Genomic DNA, 13,246 nt, shown 5'->3' with positions numbered 1-13,246 from the left:
TTCCTTCTTCCTTCTTCCTTCTTCCTTCTTCCTTCTTCCTTCTTCCTTCTTCCTTCTTCCCTCTTCCTTCTTCCTTCAATTAATCGCGGGCAATACCTTCGGATCTGGCCGCCAACTGTACTGCACCGGCGACAGCAATGGCAACTCTTTCGTCAAAAACAGACGGTATAATGTGCTCTTTGTCAAGCTGGGAAGGGCTGACTAAAGAGGCGATCGCGTAAGCTGCTTCCAAATACATACTGGGCGTAATCGTGGCAGCTTTGCAGTCCAAAGCACCTCGAAATATTCCCGGAAATGCCAAAACATTGTTAATTTGATTCGGGTAGTCACTGCGTCCGGTGGCAATGATTACCCCATCATCCACAATTAATTCTGGCTGAATTTCGGGAATGGGATTTGCCATTGCAAAAACAATGGGATTTTCGGCCATCAAACGTACCATCGCACGGGTGAGCACTCCGGGCGCGCTGACCCCTAAAAATACATCGGCACCGGCGATCGCATCTTCCAAAGTACCGCTCGAAGCCACAGCAAATTCTAGTTTTTCTGGGTTCATATCCGTGCGGTCTTGGGAGAGGACGCCTTTGGAGTCGCACATAATGATGTTTTCCGCACCTGCTTTACGCAGCAATCGGGCGATCGCGACTCCGGCCGCACCGGCTCCGTTAATCACGATACACACTTCTGCTATGGTTTTTTTGACGAGTTTCAAGGCATTAATTAATGCTGCCAAACTGACAATTGCAGTGCCGTGCTGGTCGTCGTGAAAAATCGGAATATCTAAGGTTTCCCGCAATCTTGCTTCGATTTCAAAGCAGCGGGGAGAAGAAATATCTTCGAGGTTAACGCCGCCAAAAACCGGGGCGATATTCTGCACTGTGCGAATAATTTCCTCGGTATCTTGGGTATTCAAACAGATAGGAAAGGCGTCAATACCTGCAAATTCTTTAAATAGCATGGCTTTGCCTTCCATGACTGGCAGTGCGGCGGCAGGGCCGAGGTTTCCCAGTCCCAAAACTGCGCTACCGTCGGTAACAATGGCAACAGTATTTTGTTTGATTGTAAGGTTGTAAACTTGTTCGGGGTCATTGGCGATCGCAGTGCAGATGCGGCCGACTCCAGGGGTGTATGCCATTGCCAAATCTGACTGGCGTTTGAGGGAAATTTTGCTAACTACGCTGATTTTTCCGCCGCGGTGCAAGTTGAAAGTGCGATCGTACACATCGATCACTTTAATATCAGGCAGCGCTTTCACTGCTTGGAGTATTTCTTCGTTGTGCTCGATGCTGTAAGCATCGACGGTGATATCGCGAACTGTAGTGGCGCGGGTTTGCTCGATCAAGTCAATTTGGCCGAAGTTGCCGCCGACAGATGCGATCGCGCTGGTAACTTTTGCCAGCATTCCCGGCTGGTTCGGCAGAGCAACCCGAATTGTTAAACTAAAGCTGGGATTTGGTGTCAGTTTTACCATGATGCCTTGATTTCAGATTTGAGAATTTCAATCTTAGATTTTATCGCCAATGTTAGGCATAAAATTTAATAATTCAAATTTTCAACTTAAATTTTTAACAAATTCTATGAGCCTGTGATACGATCGCTCTGCACTGCCAAGGGTGTCGCTGGGAAACTCATCTTTTTTTGAGTTGAGCTTTGCTTTGTGTATAGCTTGTGACTCGCCCACAAACAGCCTATTTTCTGTCAACTTCGCCGCGAACCGCGAATAGGAAGCGCGGGGCTAAAAACCTGGTTTCTGAGGTAAACGCGCGCAAGTCTTATCTATTTTTGAGAATATTTCTGCTTATTCTGAACACGAGCAGATATTTCGCAAAACTCTATTTTCCAGCGATACCGCCTAATTTCTGCTGCTGTCTTTTGAAGCGAGACACCCAGAAGAGTTAATGCGGCTTTTTGGTGGCCTTTATTGGGAAGGTAAAAAGTAGATGCACGGCTGTTTGAGCCTGCAGGTAAAAATCTGAGCGACTGACAAGCGGGCATTTGATATATATATTTTGCCTGCTTGTTTAACACTTGCCAAGGATTGCGAGTGCAACCTTGCAAACGATCTAATTACCTGCACTCTTTGCCCGATAATTCCAGGGACTGTAACTAACAGACAATCTACCCCGCGCCGGCACAGGCACAGGTTCAGCCGAACCGTGTACAGTTGCTGGTTGCTAACTGTCAATTTTATCGATCGGCCGCAGCATCGGCCCATATAATTGTAAAGAATTTGCAAGCCAGACAATCTGGGGGAACTTTTTCTAAGTCTTGCAGATCTACTGGTTGCTCTGCTTCGCTGCCGGGGGGAACTATGCACAGAGCAACTTGTCCGACTCCTGCCATGAGTTCGGCAACTCGCTCCAAAATACTGTCCATTTTTTCAATTAGTTGCTCTGCTGCATCCAGACTCGGCGCGATGATGAAAAAGGTTTTGACTCCATCGGGACAGGGAGCGAAGCCGAGAGTACACTCTCGTAATAGTGCTTGGGTGGAGAGACTGAAACCGTCGTAGAAGCGATCGATTACTGCTTGATAAAAGGCTTGGGTCAGAGAACGATCGCCAAAAATAGGTTGAGATAACATAACTACTTCCTTTCGTAGGATTTTTGGGAGCCTTGAAAAAATTTTAACATACCTTAATGTAAGGGATTTAACTAAATGATTTAGCGATCGAGATCATGGACTTGATGTGACATTTTTTAATTTGTGTAGCGATCGCAACTGTGATAAAATGTACTCTGTGTTAGCACTGCCAGTGATTTTGATCGCATCAGCAGCTCACAGCTAACTACAAAATTTCCTAGTAACTGGGGAGAGGGGGAGAGGGGGAGAGGAGGAGAGGGAGAGAGGGAAATTACGTAAGTAGTAACAGTATTATTGGCAAAAAGTGCTTAATTTAGAGTTTAAAATAAACATCCAATCAAAATATTAAACATGAACTCGATCGCCCAACAGTTAAAAGCAAGATTTGAAAAAGCATTCACCGCTGCATTCGGCGAAAATTATTCAGGTGCAGATCCGATGCTAGCTGCCGCCAGCAATCCCAACTTTGGGGACTTTCAGTGCAACGCGGCGATGAGTTTGGGGAAAAAGTTAGGAAAGCCCCCACGGGCGATCGCCTCGACAATTATCGAAAACCTAGATATTACTGATATCTGCGAAACCCCAGAAATCGCCGGGCCGGGTTTTATCAATTTGAAGCTGAAACCCGCTTATTTGGAAGCGCAAATTAGTGCGATCGCCGCCGACTCGCGTTTGGGGATTGAACCGGCGAAAACGCCTCAGACAATCGCGATCGACTTTTCGAGTCCGAATATAGCCAAAGAAATGCACGTCGGACACTTGCGATCGACAATCATCGGAGATGCGATCGCCCGCATCCTCGAATTTCAAGGCCACGACGTACTCAGAATCAACCACATCGGCGACTGGGGCACCCAATTCGGGATGCTGATCGCATATTTGCGCGAAGTTCACCCCGAAGCCCTCACAACCGCTGACGCCCTAGACTTAGGAGATTTAGTCGCATTTTACCGCCAAGCAAAACAGCGCTTTGACACAGACGAAACCTTCAAAGAAACCGCCCGCCAAGAAGTAGTAAAACTGCAAGCAGGCGCCGAAGACACCCGCCGCGCTTGGAAATTGCTGTGCGATCAATCGCGCCGCGAATTCCAAGTAATCTACGACTTGCTGGATATCAAATTAACCGAACGCGGCGAATCGTTTTACAATCCTCTATTGCCCGCAGTAGTCGAAGATTTAACCAATCTAGGTTTGCTAGTAGAAAGTGACGGCGCAAAATGCGTTTTTGTAGAGGGTTTCACCAACAAAGAAGGCGAACCGCTGCCGCTAATCGTCCAAAAAACCGACGGCGGCTACAACTACGCCACAACAGATTTAGCAGCAGTGCGCTACCGCATCCAAAAAGACAATGCAAAGCGCTTAATTTATGTCACAGATTCGGGACAAGCAAACCACTTTGCCCAAGTATTTGCAGTAGCCAGAAAAGCCGGTTGGATTCCTGAAGATGTCGAGATTGTCCACGTTCCCTTCGGTTTGGTATTAGGAGAAGACGGCAAAAGGTTAAAAACTCGTTCTGGCGATACAGTACGGTTGCAAGATTTGTTAGATGAGGCGATCGTCCGTTTCCGAGCCATCCTGGACGCCATATTAGCAAAAGAGGAGCGCGAAGAAACAGCAGAATTTAAAAATCGCGTTGCAGAAATAGTTGGCATCAGCGCCGTCAAGTATGCCGATTTGAGCCACAACCGCATCAGCAATTATATGTTCAGCTACGACCAAATGCTAGCGCCACTAGGCAATACAGCACCTTATCTGCTGTATGCTTACGTGCGCGTGCGGGGAATTGGTCGCAAAGGCGGGATTGATTTCGATAATTTAGATGCTAGCGCGCCAGTGGTTTTGCAATCTGATGCGGAGTTAGTTTTAGCCAAGCATTTATTGCTGTTCAGCGAAGTCATAAATGCTGTTGAGGGCGATTTGTTGCCGAATCGGATTTGTCAGTATTTGTTTGAATTGAGTCAAAAGTTCAATCAATTTTTTGAGCAGTGTCCGGTTTTGAAAGCTGAGGAACCGTTGCGGACTTCGCGGTTAATTTTGTGCAATTTGACGGCGAGGACTTTGAAATTGGGTTTGGAGTTGTTGGGGATTAAGGTATTGGAAAGAATGTAATTTTTTAACTCCTTAAAAGCTGTAGGGTGCGTGAGAGCAATAAATATTTGAATCTAGATGATGAGACTATTTGCACTCACGCACCGCCCAAAGTCTTGAACAATACCGATGCCACCGGAAATAAGATAATTTTAACCGCTGATGAACGCTGATAAACGCTGATGAAAGAGGATCGGATAGGGCGAGAATCTCTTCCCAAGTTCCCTCTCGTTCTAACATTTATGATGTCATTGCTTTTACTTTTTTTGAGATTTGGATTTACTTAATTGTAGCGCATCTCTAAAATCGAGCATTTACGGATTTTTGTTAACAACCAAGCTATCCAGAATGCCTTTAAACATTGTTACGACAATTTGGCGATCGTTATCTCTCATAAATATATCGTAGTTGGGAGTTGAGTTAATTTCTATTAACCAATATTGTCCCTTTTTATCTAGCGCGATGTCAAACCCCGCATAATTAATCGCCATTTCTGCAAAAACAGGTTTAACAAAATCTTCAATTTCAGAGATGAGATTGGGGTTAATTATATGTTTGGCTTTTGCACCTTCCCAGTGCAGCGGGCTTAAATTCCCCGCAAATTTAGCCTGAGATTTGTCTTTCTCGTACAGCAAAACTAGCTTTTCTTTGCAGAATACAGCCCGATATTCGCGGGCAATTTCGATATATTCTTGAGCTAGCGCCACATAGTCATAATCTTTGCTGTTGACGTTAAATATAATTTCTAGGGCTTCTTTAATTTGCTCTCTAGTTTCACACAAAAAAACATTGTTGCCGCCTGAACCGCGATTTCTTTTGAGAATCACCGGGAAAGCGAATTTTTTGTTTACTTCTAAAACTATTGATTCAATATCTGGGAAACTCAAATACTTTTTATACTTCTCCTCGCAGTGAGGCGAGACAAAACCGAGAGTTCTGGGAGTATTTATTTTGTTGTTTAATAGTTGATAAGTATATTCTTTGTCTTTAAAAATCTCTGCTAATGACGCGCTGTTAAATGGCGTCATGTAATTGACAAAATAATATTCTTCGCCGCCCTGTTTGAGTCTAATCAAGTTTTGGGAAGGATGCAGGATTTCGTAAGAGATATTTAATTCCTCACAAGCTGCCAGCAGGATTTCAATATTGGTTAGCATAAAATGTAACTTAATTAGAAATTAATTTTCAAGATTTGAGATTAGAGAATCGCTTCCCAATCTCAAACCTCAAATTCGTTAGCGCAGCCCTCGAAGAGGATCGCACTTTTATCCAAACAACCGCTGCTGCCCGTTTGCCGCATCTTTCCCGGCATAAATCTCCCGCGTTCCCTTGGGAATGTAAATCCAATCGAATTCTTGCAAGCGGTTTGTCAAATTGGAAATGCTCACTCCCAATTCATCCCTCATTTTGTATAAATGCGACCACTTTGTTAAATCGCGTCCCTGTCTTTTTTCCTCCAAAATACACCGAGGCATCAACAAACAGCTTGCAAAATATTGCGCTTGCCATTCGATCGACAAAACCTTATTATCAGCACTCGCACCCCGACAAACAAACGGTTCCTCGACATCCAGGGCGGTTTTTCCTTCATTGCCCAAGTTTAATTCCAACTGTTCGACAGTGCCGTCTGCTTCGTCTTGATTGACGTGTAGCACCCAGTGTCCGATTTCGTGGGCGATCGTCGATTCGATGAAGCCCGGCGGTTTTTCGAGAATCTGTTCGTTGATTTCGATTAACCGCTGCTGCGGCAAAATCCTCGCCGCGATCGCACCTTCTTCATCCGGCTCAATGCACTCCCAAACTACGCCCAAATCCAGAAAATCAGCAACCGTTGTCGCATCAAAAGGCCATCTCGGAGCAAAATTTTGCGTTTTCTGCATCTGCATCAAGATGTCATTTGCCAAACGCTCGATCGATTCTTTGGGATAGAAGCAATACGGCTTAAAAATACTCACTATGAGGGGCCTCTCTTACGCTTCAAAAGACTGTTTGAGCCAATCTGGATTTTCTTGCATCCGGCGGAAAAGAGCCTGCATTTCCTTGGGATTTTGCTTCAGCAGCGCTTCGTACTGCTGCGGCAGTCTCCCCGCCAAGAAAATCAATTCCTCTTCGTTTATGTCTAGATTCCGCGCTAATGCTCGGATTACGTCCTCTTTTGGCGCATAATCGGCTCGATCGTTCTCCAACTTCGACAAATAAGTAAAGTCCACACTTAGCATAGCTGCAAGCTCACGTTGTGAGTAAGCTTTGTCCTTGCGAGCTTGACGGATCAGTCTTCCAAATGTTTGTTCCACGGTTTTTTGCCTCCTGACAAGCATTCTAGCCTGTTTTGATGAAAAGTTCAACAAAACACTTGACGGGAAAATCAACCCGCGCTACCATGAGGTTAGTTGACGGTTTAATCAACTAAGTTAACCGCCCTGGTAGGGTCAAAAGGGGAAATTATCCCAGGAAACAGCTACATATAGCGCCTTTAAATTCAGAGGAGTGAGAAGCGCTGGGCGTCAAAACGCTTGTACGCAGCAAATAAGGAGGAGCAGATCGCAAATGCTGAGAACCTGGACAGACACGCATTACAAGCTCGAAGACGATGACTGGCTATACATCGCCACCCACGAAGAACAAAGCTCAGCCTCACTGGTTTGTCCCGGCTACGCGCGGGATGGCGAAGGCTTCAGCATCCACTTCACCCCAGCGCACTTAGAAACGTTAGAGCATTTGCTCGCCGCGCTGCGGATTATCAAAGCTCAACAAGAGGCGATGCTTGAGTATACCTATCCAGAACCAAAAGCGACAACACATCTGATTAGGTAATCGAAGTTCGGCCGCGAGCAATGTACGAGATTTAACGGGTTACCAATTACCAATTCCCGGTAAAGCAGCAATAAATAAATAAGGAAAAACGAACCATGACTAAAACACAAGAAAGACCTACATTTTCAGTATTTGGTGCCAAACCGAGCAATGCTTTGCTAGTACCAGAAATCCCGATCGCCGTCCGCAATAACTGCCAAAGCGGCCAGTGGGCGATCGGCGACACCGACTACGGTTCCAAGTGTTCCATGACAATCCTCAAATTCTCCAAATTCTTCGGTTCCCTCGGTCAAACTTCCCACACACTGTGGGGTCAACTGTGGTTTGTCGCAGAAAGTGGCGAATTGCCGCAAGGAGTTGTCATGGTGACATACATCAAAAACCGCAGCTTGAACGATTTTAACCGCTTGGTAGCATCAGTTCAATCTCGCGGCGTAGAGCCTGCAACCGGAATTTTTATTCCCGAATTTGTCAAACATTCCGGTCAAAAACCAGACGATAGCGGAGTAGTAAAACCGATTAACTACTACAGCTTAAAATGGTCTTGGAACGAGCGGAAAGATTGGGCGGTTATCGACCAAGCCGCAGCAGTTTTGTCAGATTCTAGCAATCAATCGCGGATGATTGACTTAGAAGGAACAAAAGCTATGGTGTGTTTAGATAACCTGCCGGCGCAGCAAATTGCCTGCTTGATGGCTGCTCACGCTGGCGGTGAAAGCGATGCTATTGCTTTGAATTCCAACGGCAGTATGTCGCTACCGCCAGCCGAAGACCAATTAACTGCTGACTTGTTCTAGTTTTGTTGTAAAGGCGCGATTAAATCGCGCCTTTACCATAACTGTTACCACAGACTGAAATGAAGAAATTAACCAACCTGAAAACCAAACCAAACCTGCAAGAAAGCCGTTTGAAAGAGAATCTTGAGCTGCTAGACCAAATTCGGACAGACGCAGTTAACGACATAGAAAGTCTCACCGAAGACTTCCAGCACATGACTTTAGTTGCCGAATCAGTCCAGCGGAATTACCGAGCTTTGTTAGCCGAAAATCAATTGCTAAAAGGTACACTTTTGAGTATAATTGATGAGTGCGATTGCAGGGAAGGAAATCGGTGCGATCGCTGCTGGAAAATTCTCAAAACTCTAGCCAGCGCCAATCCCGAAGAAAAATCCGATGCCGCCAGAAAATACCAAGCCATCCTCAGCCAACTCCGCAACTCACAATAACTGAAAACGTCTCACTCAAAAGTCTCGAAAAGTTAGAATCAGGAGAAAAAGCATTATGACACTAGCACCTGCCAAAGATAGCAAAGCCCAAATTTTGCAAAACTTTCAGCAGATTTTAGCCGACAAAAAAAAGATCGAATCCAAAGTCGAAACCAAAGAACAGTCAGCCGAAAAAGCCAAAAATAAACAAGTCCTAGAAGTCGCTTCCACCTACACAATTGACAGCATCGTCAAAGGCTTGGCAGACTTGCAATTAGATTTCGGCAGCATCACCAGCGGACTTTCCGAAAAACTGAAGGCGGAATCTTCAAAATTAGACGAATTAAAACGCGCGATCGAAATTGAAGCCGAACAATTGCAAGAGTTGCAGCAAATCAGAGTTGTAGCAGACGCCCTCCACATTTTAACTCAAGAGCACCGAGAAAAATTGACCCTGCTCGAACAAAACGCTGCTAACCAACGCGAAATTATCGAAAAAGACACGACCCAAAAACGCAAGGTTTGGGAAAAAGAACAGCAAGAATTTGATGCAGCAGTTCAAGAAGAAACTGCACTCATAACTAAAGACCGTCAGGAAGAAACAGCCGATTACCAATACGAATTACAGCGCACTCGCAAAATCGAAACCGACGAATACGAAGAAACGAAGCGCAAACTAGAACGGCATTTGCAAGAATCTACCCGGGAAAAAGAAAAAAATTGGGTGGAACGGGAAAAAGTCCTCAGCGACAATCAAGCGGAGTTTGAAGAGAATCAAAGAAAAGCCGCCGGATTTGAAGAAGAACTCAAACAGGCTTATGTCAAAGCCAAAGAAGAAGCAATTCAAGAAGTTTCCCGCGAAGCTAAAGTCAAGGCAGATTTAGTGGATAAAGAATGGGAAGGAAGCAAGCAGGGATATGAATTGAAAGTGCAATCTCTACAGCAGACAATTGGGCGACAAACCGAACAAATCGCCGAAATTTCCGCGCAACTGCAAGCCACGATGAAGCAAGCGCAAGATTTGGCTATGAAAGCTTTTGCCAGCAAAGCTTAAAACCCAGTAGGGTGTGCAATACACACCTTACGGAAAAATGACAGAAATTTTCCCAAATATTAAGAAATGAAAAGTCATGAACAAAAAAGTTAGCGACAAAAGCACCAAGGCTGAAATCTTAGAAGCGTACAAGGAAGCAGCGCAAGAAAAAGCGCAGCTAGAATCACAAATCAAACTGTTAAACGCTTCCCAAAAGCAAACAGCAGCCCCAGAAAAACCTATTGTGGAGGCACAAAAACCAATGGCTTTAACTCAAAATCCCCAAAAAATGCAGTCCACAATCGACAATTTGATTTTGCTGCAATTTGGCTTTGGCGGCGCTGTGAGTGAGTTGTCTGAGAAATTAACTTCGGAAGCTGCTAAAGTCGAAGAATTGCGGCGCACCGTGGGCGATGAAATTCAACAACTGCAAGAGTTGCACAGTTTAGAAGATGTTGCAGAAGATACGCTGGACACTTTAATTCAACAGTACGAAGAAAGCGCGAAAACTTTTGCTGGCGAACTCAGCGAACAGCGCGAAACTGTTGAACAGGAATTGTTGGAACGCCGGCAAGCTTGGGAAAAAGAGCAGGAACTCCAAAAGTTGACCGTTAAAGAACGCAATGAGAATCACCAAAAAGCTCGCGAGCGGGATCAAGAGTTGTATGATTATGATTTGAATCTTCAGCGAAATCTGGACATCGAAGAATACCAACAGCGCCAGAAAAGGCTGTATCAAGAAATCGAAGAGTTTCAGCAAGAACAGGAGAAACAGTGGGCGGAACGCGAAAAATATATTTCGGAACGAGAAAAACTTTATGCTGAGGTTAAAGCTAAGGTAGAAGCTTTCCCGAAAGAACTGGAAGCTAATATCAAGAACGGGAAAGATAACGGCCGCAATATTGGAAATTACCAAGCTAAAGTTAAGGCTGATTTGTCTGCTAAAGATATCGAAGGGCAAAAGCAAAATTATGAACTGCAAATTCAAGGGATGTTGCAGACAATTCAAAATCAAGATGCGCGCCTTGCTAGCTTGTCGAAACAACTGGATTCTGCTTTGAAACAGGTTCAAGATTTGGCGGTGAAGGCGATTGAGGGTTCATCGAATTTGAGTTCTTTCCAAGCAGTGAGGGAAATTGCGATCGAACAAGCGAAGACTCAGCAAAAAAATAAGTAGATAAGTAAGATAAGTAGATAAGCTGTTGTGCGTTTAAATGGAATATTCCGGGCGCGCTAGAAGCCCACCCCACAATAGTTTCAATAAACAGTTCCAATTAAATGCACAACAGTTTAAGATAAGTCGGCGGTTGAAACCGATCCTAGACAAACTTTCGTCCGCGCAACACGAGACTCGGAGAAGCTTACTACACAGGTCGTCTCCTGGTGCGTACTGGGCGCCTTACGCTATTTTGAGAAAAAACAAGCTTTCCTTAGTGGAGTTTTCAAACTGTCCACTCGCAGCGAGTCTTCCTTGAGGGTCAAACCCTATCTACAGCGTTGAAATATTTAGTAAAAAGCCCGATCGCACTGTTCACTTATCGAAACTGTCCCTTCCTCTCCTGACCGCTTCACTCACGCTATCTATTCTTTAAGTTAATCAACCAAAAGATATATTTGACTTAGAGGCACTATGCAGAAACAAATCATACGTCAAAAAGATACTAATGCTTGGATACTTCAGTGCTGGGTTTCTTTTATTGTTGCCCTTTCCGCAACTACTGTAGGTATCATTTATTTACAGGTAGACCCCTGGCAAAAAGCTTTTATGGGTATGGGTTTAACTTTTTCTGTCGGCTCGTCTTTTACTTTAGCAAAAACCATTCGGGATAACAACGAGGCAACAACATTAACTGCCAGAATCGACGAAGCTAGAGTTGAGAAAATTCTTGCTGAACACCATCCTCTCAAATAAATTTAATTATACAATGTATATAAAAAACAGCCCGGGCGGGCTGTTTTTGTTGTTTGAGCCACAGGTTTCAAGCTGCGGATGGGAATTGGGGATTTCAATGGCTACCTTTGAACTTACGATCGCCCAATTTAGCTTTTTTCCGCTGGCGACCACGGGCCCGAATCGTCGCATACTCCAGGGGAAAACCAACGACAGGAATCACCTGATCCTTGCGTTCTTCTTCCAGATTCTTGAGTTCGGTGTAATCAACCCAGTGAATGCAATTCACCGGACAAGTGTCGATCGCCTCAGCAATCAACTCTTCAGAATCCCCGTCTTGTCGAACTACGCGCGATCGACCGTAATCCGGTTCAATATAAAAAGTATTGCGAGCAACGTGAGCGCAGTGCTTGCAGCCAATGCAGGTAATCTCATCAACATAGACACCTTTTTGGCGCAACACCCCGCCCAATTCCGGTTCCAAACCAGAGCGATCGGGCGCATCCCGCAAAAAACCTCCCAACTCCGGCTCTAAACCAGAGCGATCGCTTGCTGTATCTATTCCGAGTCCAGAAAGCTCAGACATTTAGACCCCCACAATAGTAAATAAGTCCGCGGAGGCGGACTTTGATGAGACAAGATTGCAAAAATCTCGCAAAATTATTAAGCGCACCAGCGCTGTACCACCAAGCGGAGCGAACCGTCTTGATTTTGCTTTTGCTCAGAAATTTGGAAACCCTGCTTAGCGCTTTCATTCACCACAGTATGGTAAGCGTAGCGCTGAGTCACCTTATTCAGAAAACGGTCTACAGACCAAGCTTGCTGCCAAAACTGCAAGTCAGCCACCAATTCATACTCAGTCCCGTTCCAGCTAAAACCGAGGTCGTAGCCGTTTTCTTGCTCAATAACCACCTCAGCGGTGCTGGTTAGGCCGCGATAGCCGCGCACCTCAGTCGGGCCCGACTTCCAGTCGATACCCAAGTCAGTTAAAGCAGCTTCCAAAGAATTCAAATTGCGGATCTGGGTCTTAATTTGGCTAAAGTGTGACATGGTGATTCCAAAAAAATTTAAGTGAACTCAACAAAAAAATTACCAATCGCTAAAAGCCACTTGGGCCGTCGCTTCGGCTGACTGATGCAGCGCTTGCGTGAAATATTCCGATGTTGACTCTTGATGAAGCACCACGCCGAGCTGAGCTTCAATTGCAGCCGTTACCTCAGCGCAGGAAGCACCGACAATGCCGGTGACTGTTTCCTGTACGCGGCCATCTGGATAGATCACAAACTCTAGTGTTTCCATAATCCGGGCTGACTGAATAGGAATAGTGAGATCAGACACCGACACCAGCAAGCCAGGGACGATGCCTCCTGAAGTAGCTTCTTGAGAGTTGGCTGACTGACAAAGCGCTATATCAATTTTGACGAATTGATAGGTTTTGAGTCACAACTTAACAGAAGTTATTAATAGGTAGAAGCAATACATCAGTTGTATGTAAAGTTTCGCGTAGATCGTGACATCAGTCAAGTCATACATGAGTGGCGAATATTAGCAACTGCTATTGGGGATCGATCGTCGGGGAGGGAGGATGGATCTCGATATAGTAGGCCGAGGGTAAGGTGCTGTGTGCTTCGCC

15 protein-coding genes are annotated in these 13,246 nt (G+C 45.2%); 7 read left to right on the top strand and 8 right to left on the bottom strand.

Features of this window, described 5'->3' with window-relative positions:
* Nucleotides 1-79 precede the first annotated feature (79 nt).
* Nucleotides 80-1,471: a malic enzyme-like NAD(P)-binding protein gene (locus QUA20_RS01565; RefSeq protein WP_333184674.1), complete on the bottom strand. Its 1,392-nt coding sequence runs from the start codon at nucleotides 1,469-1,471 to the stop codon at nucleotides 80-82.
* A gap of 716 nt (nucleotides 1,472-2,187) precedes the next feature.
* Nucleotides 2,188-2,583 carry a hypothetical protein gene (locus QUA20_RS01560; RefSeq protein ID WP_333184672.1) on the bottom strand — a complete coding sequence of 132 codons (396 nt, stop codon included), beginning with the start codon at nucleotides 2,581-2,583 and terminating at the stop codon, nucleotides 2,188-2,190.
* A gap of 351 nt (nucleotides 2,584-2,934) precedes the next feature.
* On the opposite strand from QUA20_RS01560, the gene argS reads away from it, so the two are divergent.
* Nucleotides 2,935-4,692: an arginine--tRNA ligase gene (gene argS, locus QUA20_RS01555; RefSeq protein WP_333184670.1), complete on the top strand. Its 1,758-nt coding sequence runs from the start codon at nucleotides 2,935-2,937 to the stop codon at nucleotides 4,690-4,692.
* 293 nt (nucleotides 4,693-4,985) lie between these two features.
* On the opposite strand, the gene QUA20_RS01550 is transcribed toward argS, so the two are convergent.
* The 3 genes from QUA20_RS01550 to QUA20_RS01540 form a co-directional block, all read right to left on the bottom strand.
* Nucleotides 4,986-5,828, bottom strand: a complete 843-nt coding sequence (locus tag QUA20_RS01550; RefSeq protein ID WP_333184667.1) for a YheC/YheD family protein — start codon at nucleotides 5,826-5,828, stop codon at nucleotides 4,986-4,988.
* Between the two features lie 108 nt (nucleotides 5,829-5,936).
* Nucleotides 5,937-6,626 (bottom strand): ImmA/IrrE family metallo-endopeptidase, encoded by a 690-nt coding sequence (locus tag QUA20_RS01545; protein ID WP_333184664.1) that lies wholly within the window; start codon nucleotides 6,624-6,626, stop codon nucleotides 5,937-5,939.
* Nucleotides 6,627-6,641: 15 nt separating this feature from the next.
* Nucleotides 6,642-6,965, bottom strand: coding sequence for a helix-turn-helix domain-containing protein (locus QUA20_RS01540; RefSeq protein WP_172189318.1), 324 nt, complete (start codon nucleotides 6,963-6,965; stop codon nucleotides 6,642-6,644).
* A gap of 253 nt (nucleotides 6,966-7,218) precedes the next feature.
* Here QUA20_RS01540 and QUA20_RS01535 point away from each other — a divergent pair, with 253 nt between their 5' ends.
* The 6 genes from QUA20_RS01535 (at nucleotide 7,219) to QUA20_RS01510 (ending at nucleotide 11,634) form a co-directional block, all read left to right on the top strand.
* Nucleotides 7,219-7,485: a hypothetical protein gene (locus QUA20_RS01535; protein WP_006634886.1), complete on the top strand. Its 267-nt coding sequence runs from the start codon at nucleotides 7,219-7,221 to the stop codon at nucleotides 7,483-7,485.
* Nucleotides 7,486-7,580: 95 nt separating this feature from the next.
* On the top strand, nucleotides 7,581-8,282 hold the full coding sequence (locus QUA20_RS01530) for a hypothetical protein (protein WP_333184662.1): 702 nt from the start codon (nucleotides 7,581-7,583) through the stop codon (nucleotides 8,280-8,282).
* 59 nt (nucleotides 8,283-8,341) lie between these two features.
* Nucleotides 8,342-8,710: a hypothetical protein gene (locus QUA20_RS01525; RefSeq protein ID WP_172189322.1), complete on the top strand. Its 369-nt coding sequence runs from the start codon at nucleotides 8,342-8,344 to the stop codon at nucleotides 8,708-8,710.
* Between the two features lie 55 nt (nucleotides 8,711-8,765).
* Entirely contained in the window at nucleotides 8,766-9,743 is a 978-nt protein-coding gene (locus QUA20_RS01520; RefSeq protein WP_333184660.1) for a hypothetical protein, read from the top strand.
* Between the two features lie 76 nt (nucleotides 9,744-9,819).
* The gene (locus QUA20_RS01515; protein ID WP_333184657.1) at nucleotides 9,820-10,899 is read left to right on the top strand and encodes a hypothetical protein; all 1,080 of its coding nucleotides are present in this window, start codon (nucleotides 9,820-9,822) and stop codon (nucleotides 10,897-10,899) included.
* A gap of 453 nt (nucleotides 10,900-11,352) precedes the next feature.
* Nucleotides 11,353-11,634 (top strand): YiaA/YiaB family inner membrane protein, encoded by a 282-nt coding sequence (locus QUA20_RS01510; protein ID WP_172189332.1) that lies wholly within the window; start codon nucleotides 11,353-11,355, stop codon nucleotides 11,632-11,634.
* 94 nt (nucleotides 11,635-11,728) lie between these two features.
* On the opposite strand, the gene QUA20_RS01505 is transcribed toward QUA20_RS01510, so the two are convergent.
* The 3 genes from QUA20_RS01505 to QUA20_RS01495 form a co-directional block, all read right to left on the bottom strand.
* Nucleotides 11,729-12,199: a ferredoxin gene (locus tag QUA20_RS01505; protein ID WP_172189334.1), complete on the bottom strand. Its 471-nt coding sequence runs from the start codon at nucleotides 12,197-12,199 to the stop codon at nucleotides 11,729-11,731.
* Nucleotides 12,200-12,276: 77 nt separating this feature from the next.
* Entirely contained in the window at nucleotides 12,277-12,663 is a 387-nt protein-coding gene (locus QUA20_RS01500) for a DUF1257 domain-containing protein (protein WP_172189336.1), read from the bottom strand.
* A gap of 39 nt (nucleotides 12,664-12,702) precedes the next feature.
* Nucleotides 12,703-12,912, bottom strand: a complete 210-nt coding sequence (locus tag QUA20_RS01495) for a DUF2997 domain-containing protein (protein WP_015176940.1) — start codon at nucleotides 12,910-12,912, stop codon at nucleotides 12,703-12,705.
* Nucleotides 12,913-13,246 lie beyond the last annotated feature (334 nt).

The sequence above is a fragment of the Microcoleus sp. Pol7_A1 genome (assembly GCF_036701085.1).
GTDB classification, from domain to species: Bacteria; Cyanobacteriota; Cyanobacteriia; order Cyanobacteriales; family Microcoleaceae; genus Microcoleus; species Microcoleus asticus.
The sequence above is the reverse complement of the archived record's forward strand: the minus strand, read 5'-3'. Positions and strand labels throughout refer to the sequence as shown.

Bases quoted from the DNA above. Each gene is read 5' to 3' on its own strand.
- QUA20_RS01565 (WP_333184674.1), bottom strand. From the start codon at position 1,471: ATGGTAAAACTGACACCAAATCCCAGCTTTAGTTTAACAATTCGGGTT.
- QUA20_RS01560 (WP_333184672.1), bottom strand. From the start codon at position 2,583: ATGTTATCTCAACCTATTTTTGGCGATCGTTCTCTGACCCAAGCCTTT.
- argS (WP_333184670.1), top strand. From the start codon at position 2,935: ATGAACTCGATCGCCCAACAGTTAAAAGCAAGATTTGAAAAAGCATTC.
- QUA20_RS01550 (WP_333184667.1), bottom strand. From the start codon at position 5,828: ATGCTAACCAATATTGAAATCCTGCTGGCAGCTTGTGAGGAATTAAAT.
- QUA20_RS01535 (WP_006634886.1), top strand. From the start codon at position 7,219: ATGCTGAGAACCTGGACAGACACGCATTACAAGCTCGAAGACGATGAC.
- QUA20_RS01530 (WP_333184662.1), top strand. From the start codon at position 7,581: ATGACTAAAACACAAGAAAGACCTACATTTTCAGTATTTGGTGCCAAA.
- QUA20_RS01525 (WP_172189322.1), top strand. From the start codon at position 8,342: ATGAAGAAATTAACCAACCTGAAAACCAAACCAAACCTGCAAGAAAGC.
- QUA20_RS01520 (WP_333184660.1), top strand. From the start codon at position 8,766: ATGACACTAGCACCTGCCAAAGATAGCAAAGCCCAAATTTTGCAAAAC.
- QUA20_RS01515 (WP_333184657.1), top strand. From the start codon at position 9,820: ATGAACAAAAAAGTTAGCGACAAAAGCACCAAGGCTGAAATCTTAGAA.
- QUA20_RS01510 (WP_172189332.1), top strand. From the start codon at position 11,353: ATGCAGAAACAAATCATACGTCAAAAAGATACTAATGCTTGGATACTT.
- QUA20_RS01505 (WP_172189334.1), bottom strand. From the start codon at position 12,199: ATGTCTGAGCTTTCTGGACTCGGAATAGATACAGCAAGCGATCGCTCT.
- QUA20_RS01500 (WP_172189336.1), bottom strand. From the start codon at position 12,663: ATGTCACACTTTAGCCAAATTAAGACCCAGATCCGCAATTTGAATTCT.
- QUA20_RS01495 (WP_015176940.1), bottom strand. From the start codon at position 12,912: ATGGAAACACTAGAGTTTGTGATCTATCCAGATGGCCGCGTACAGGAA.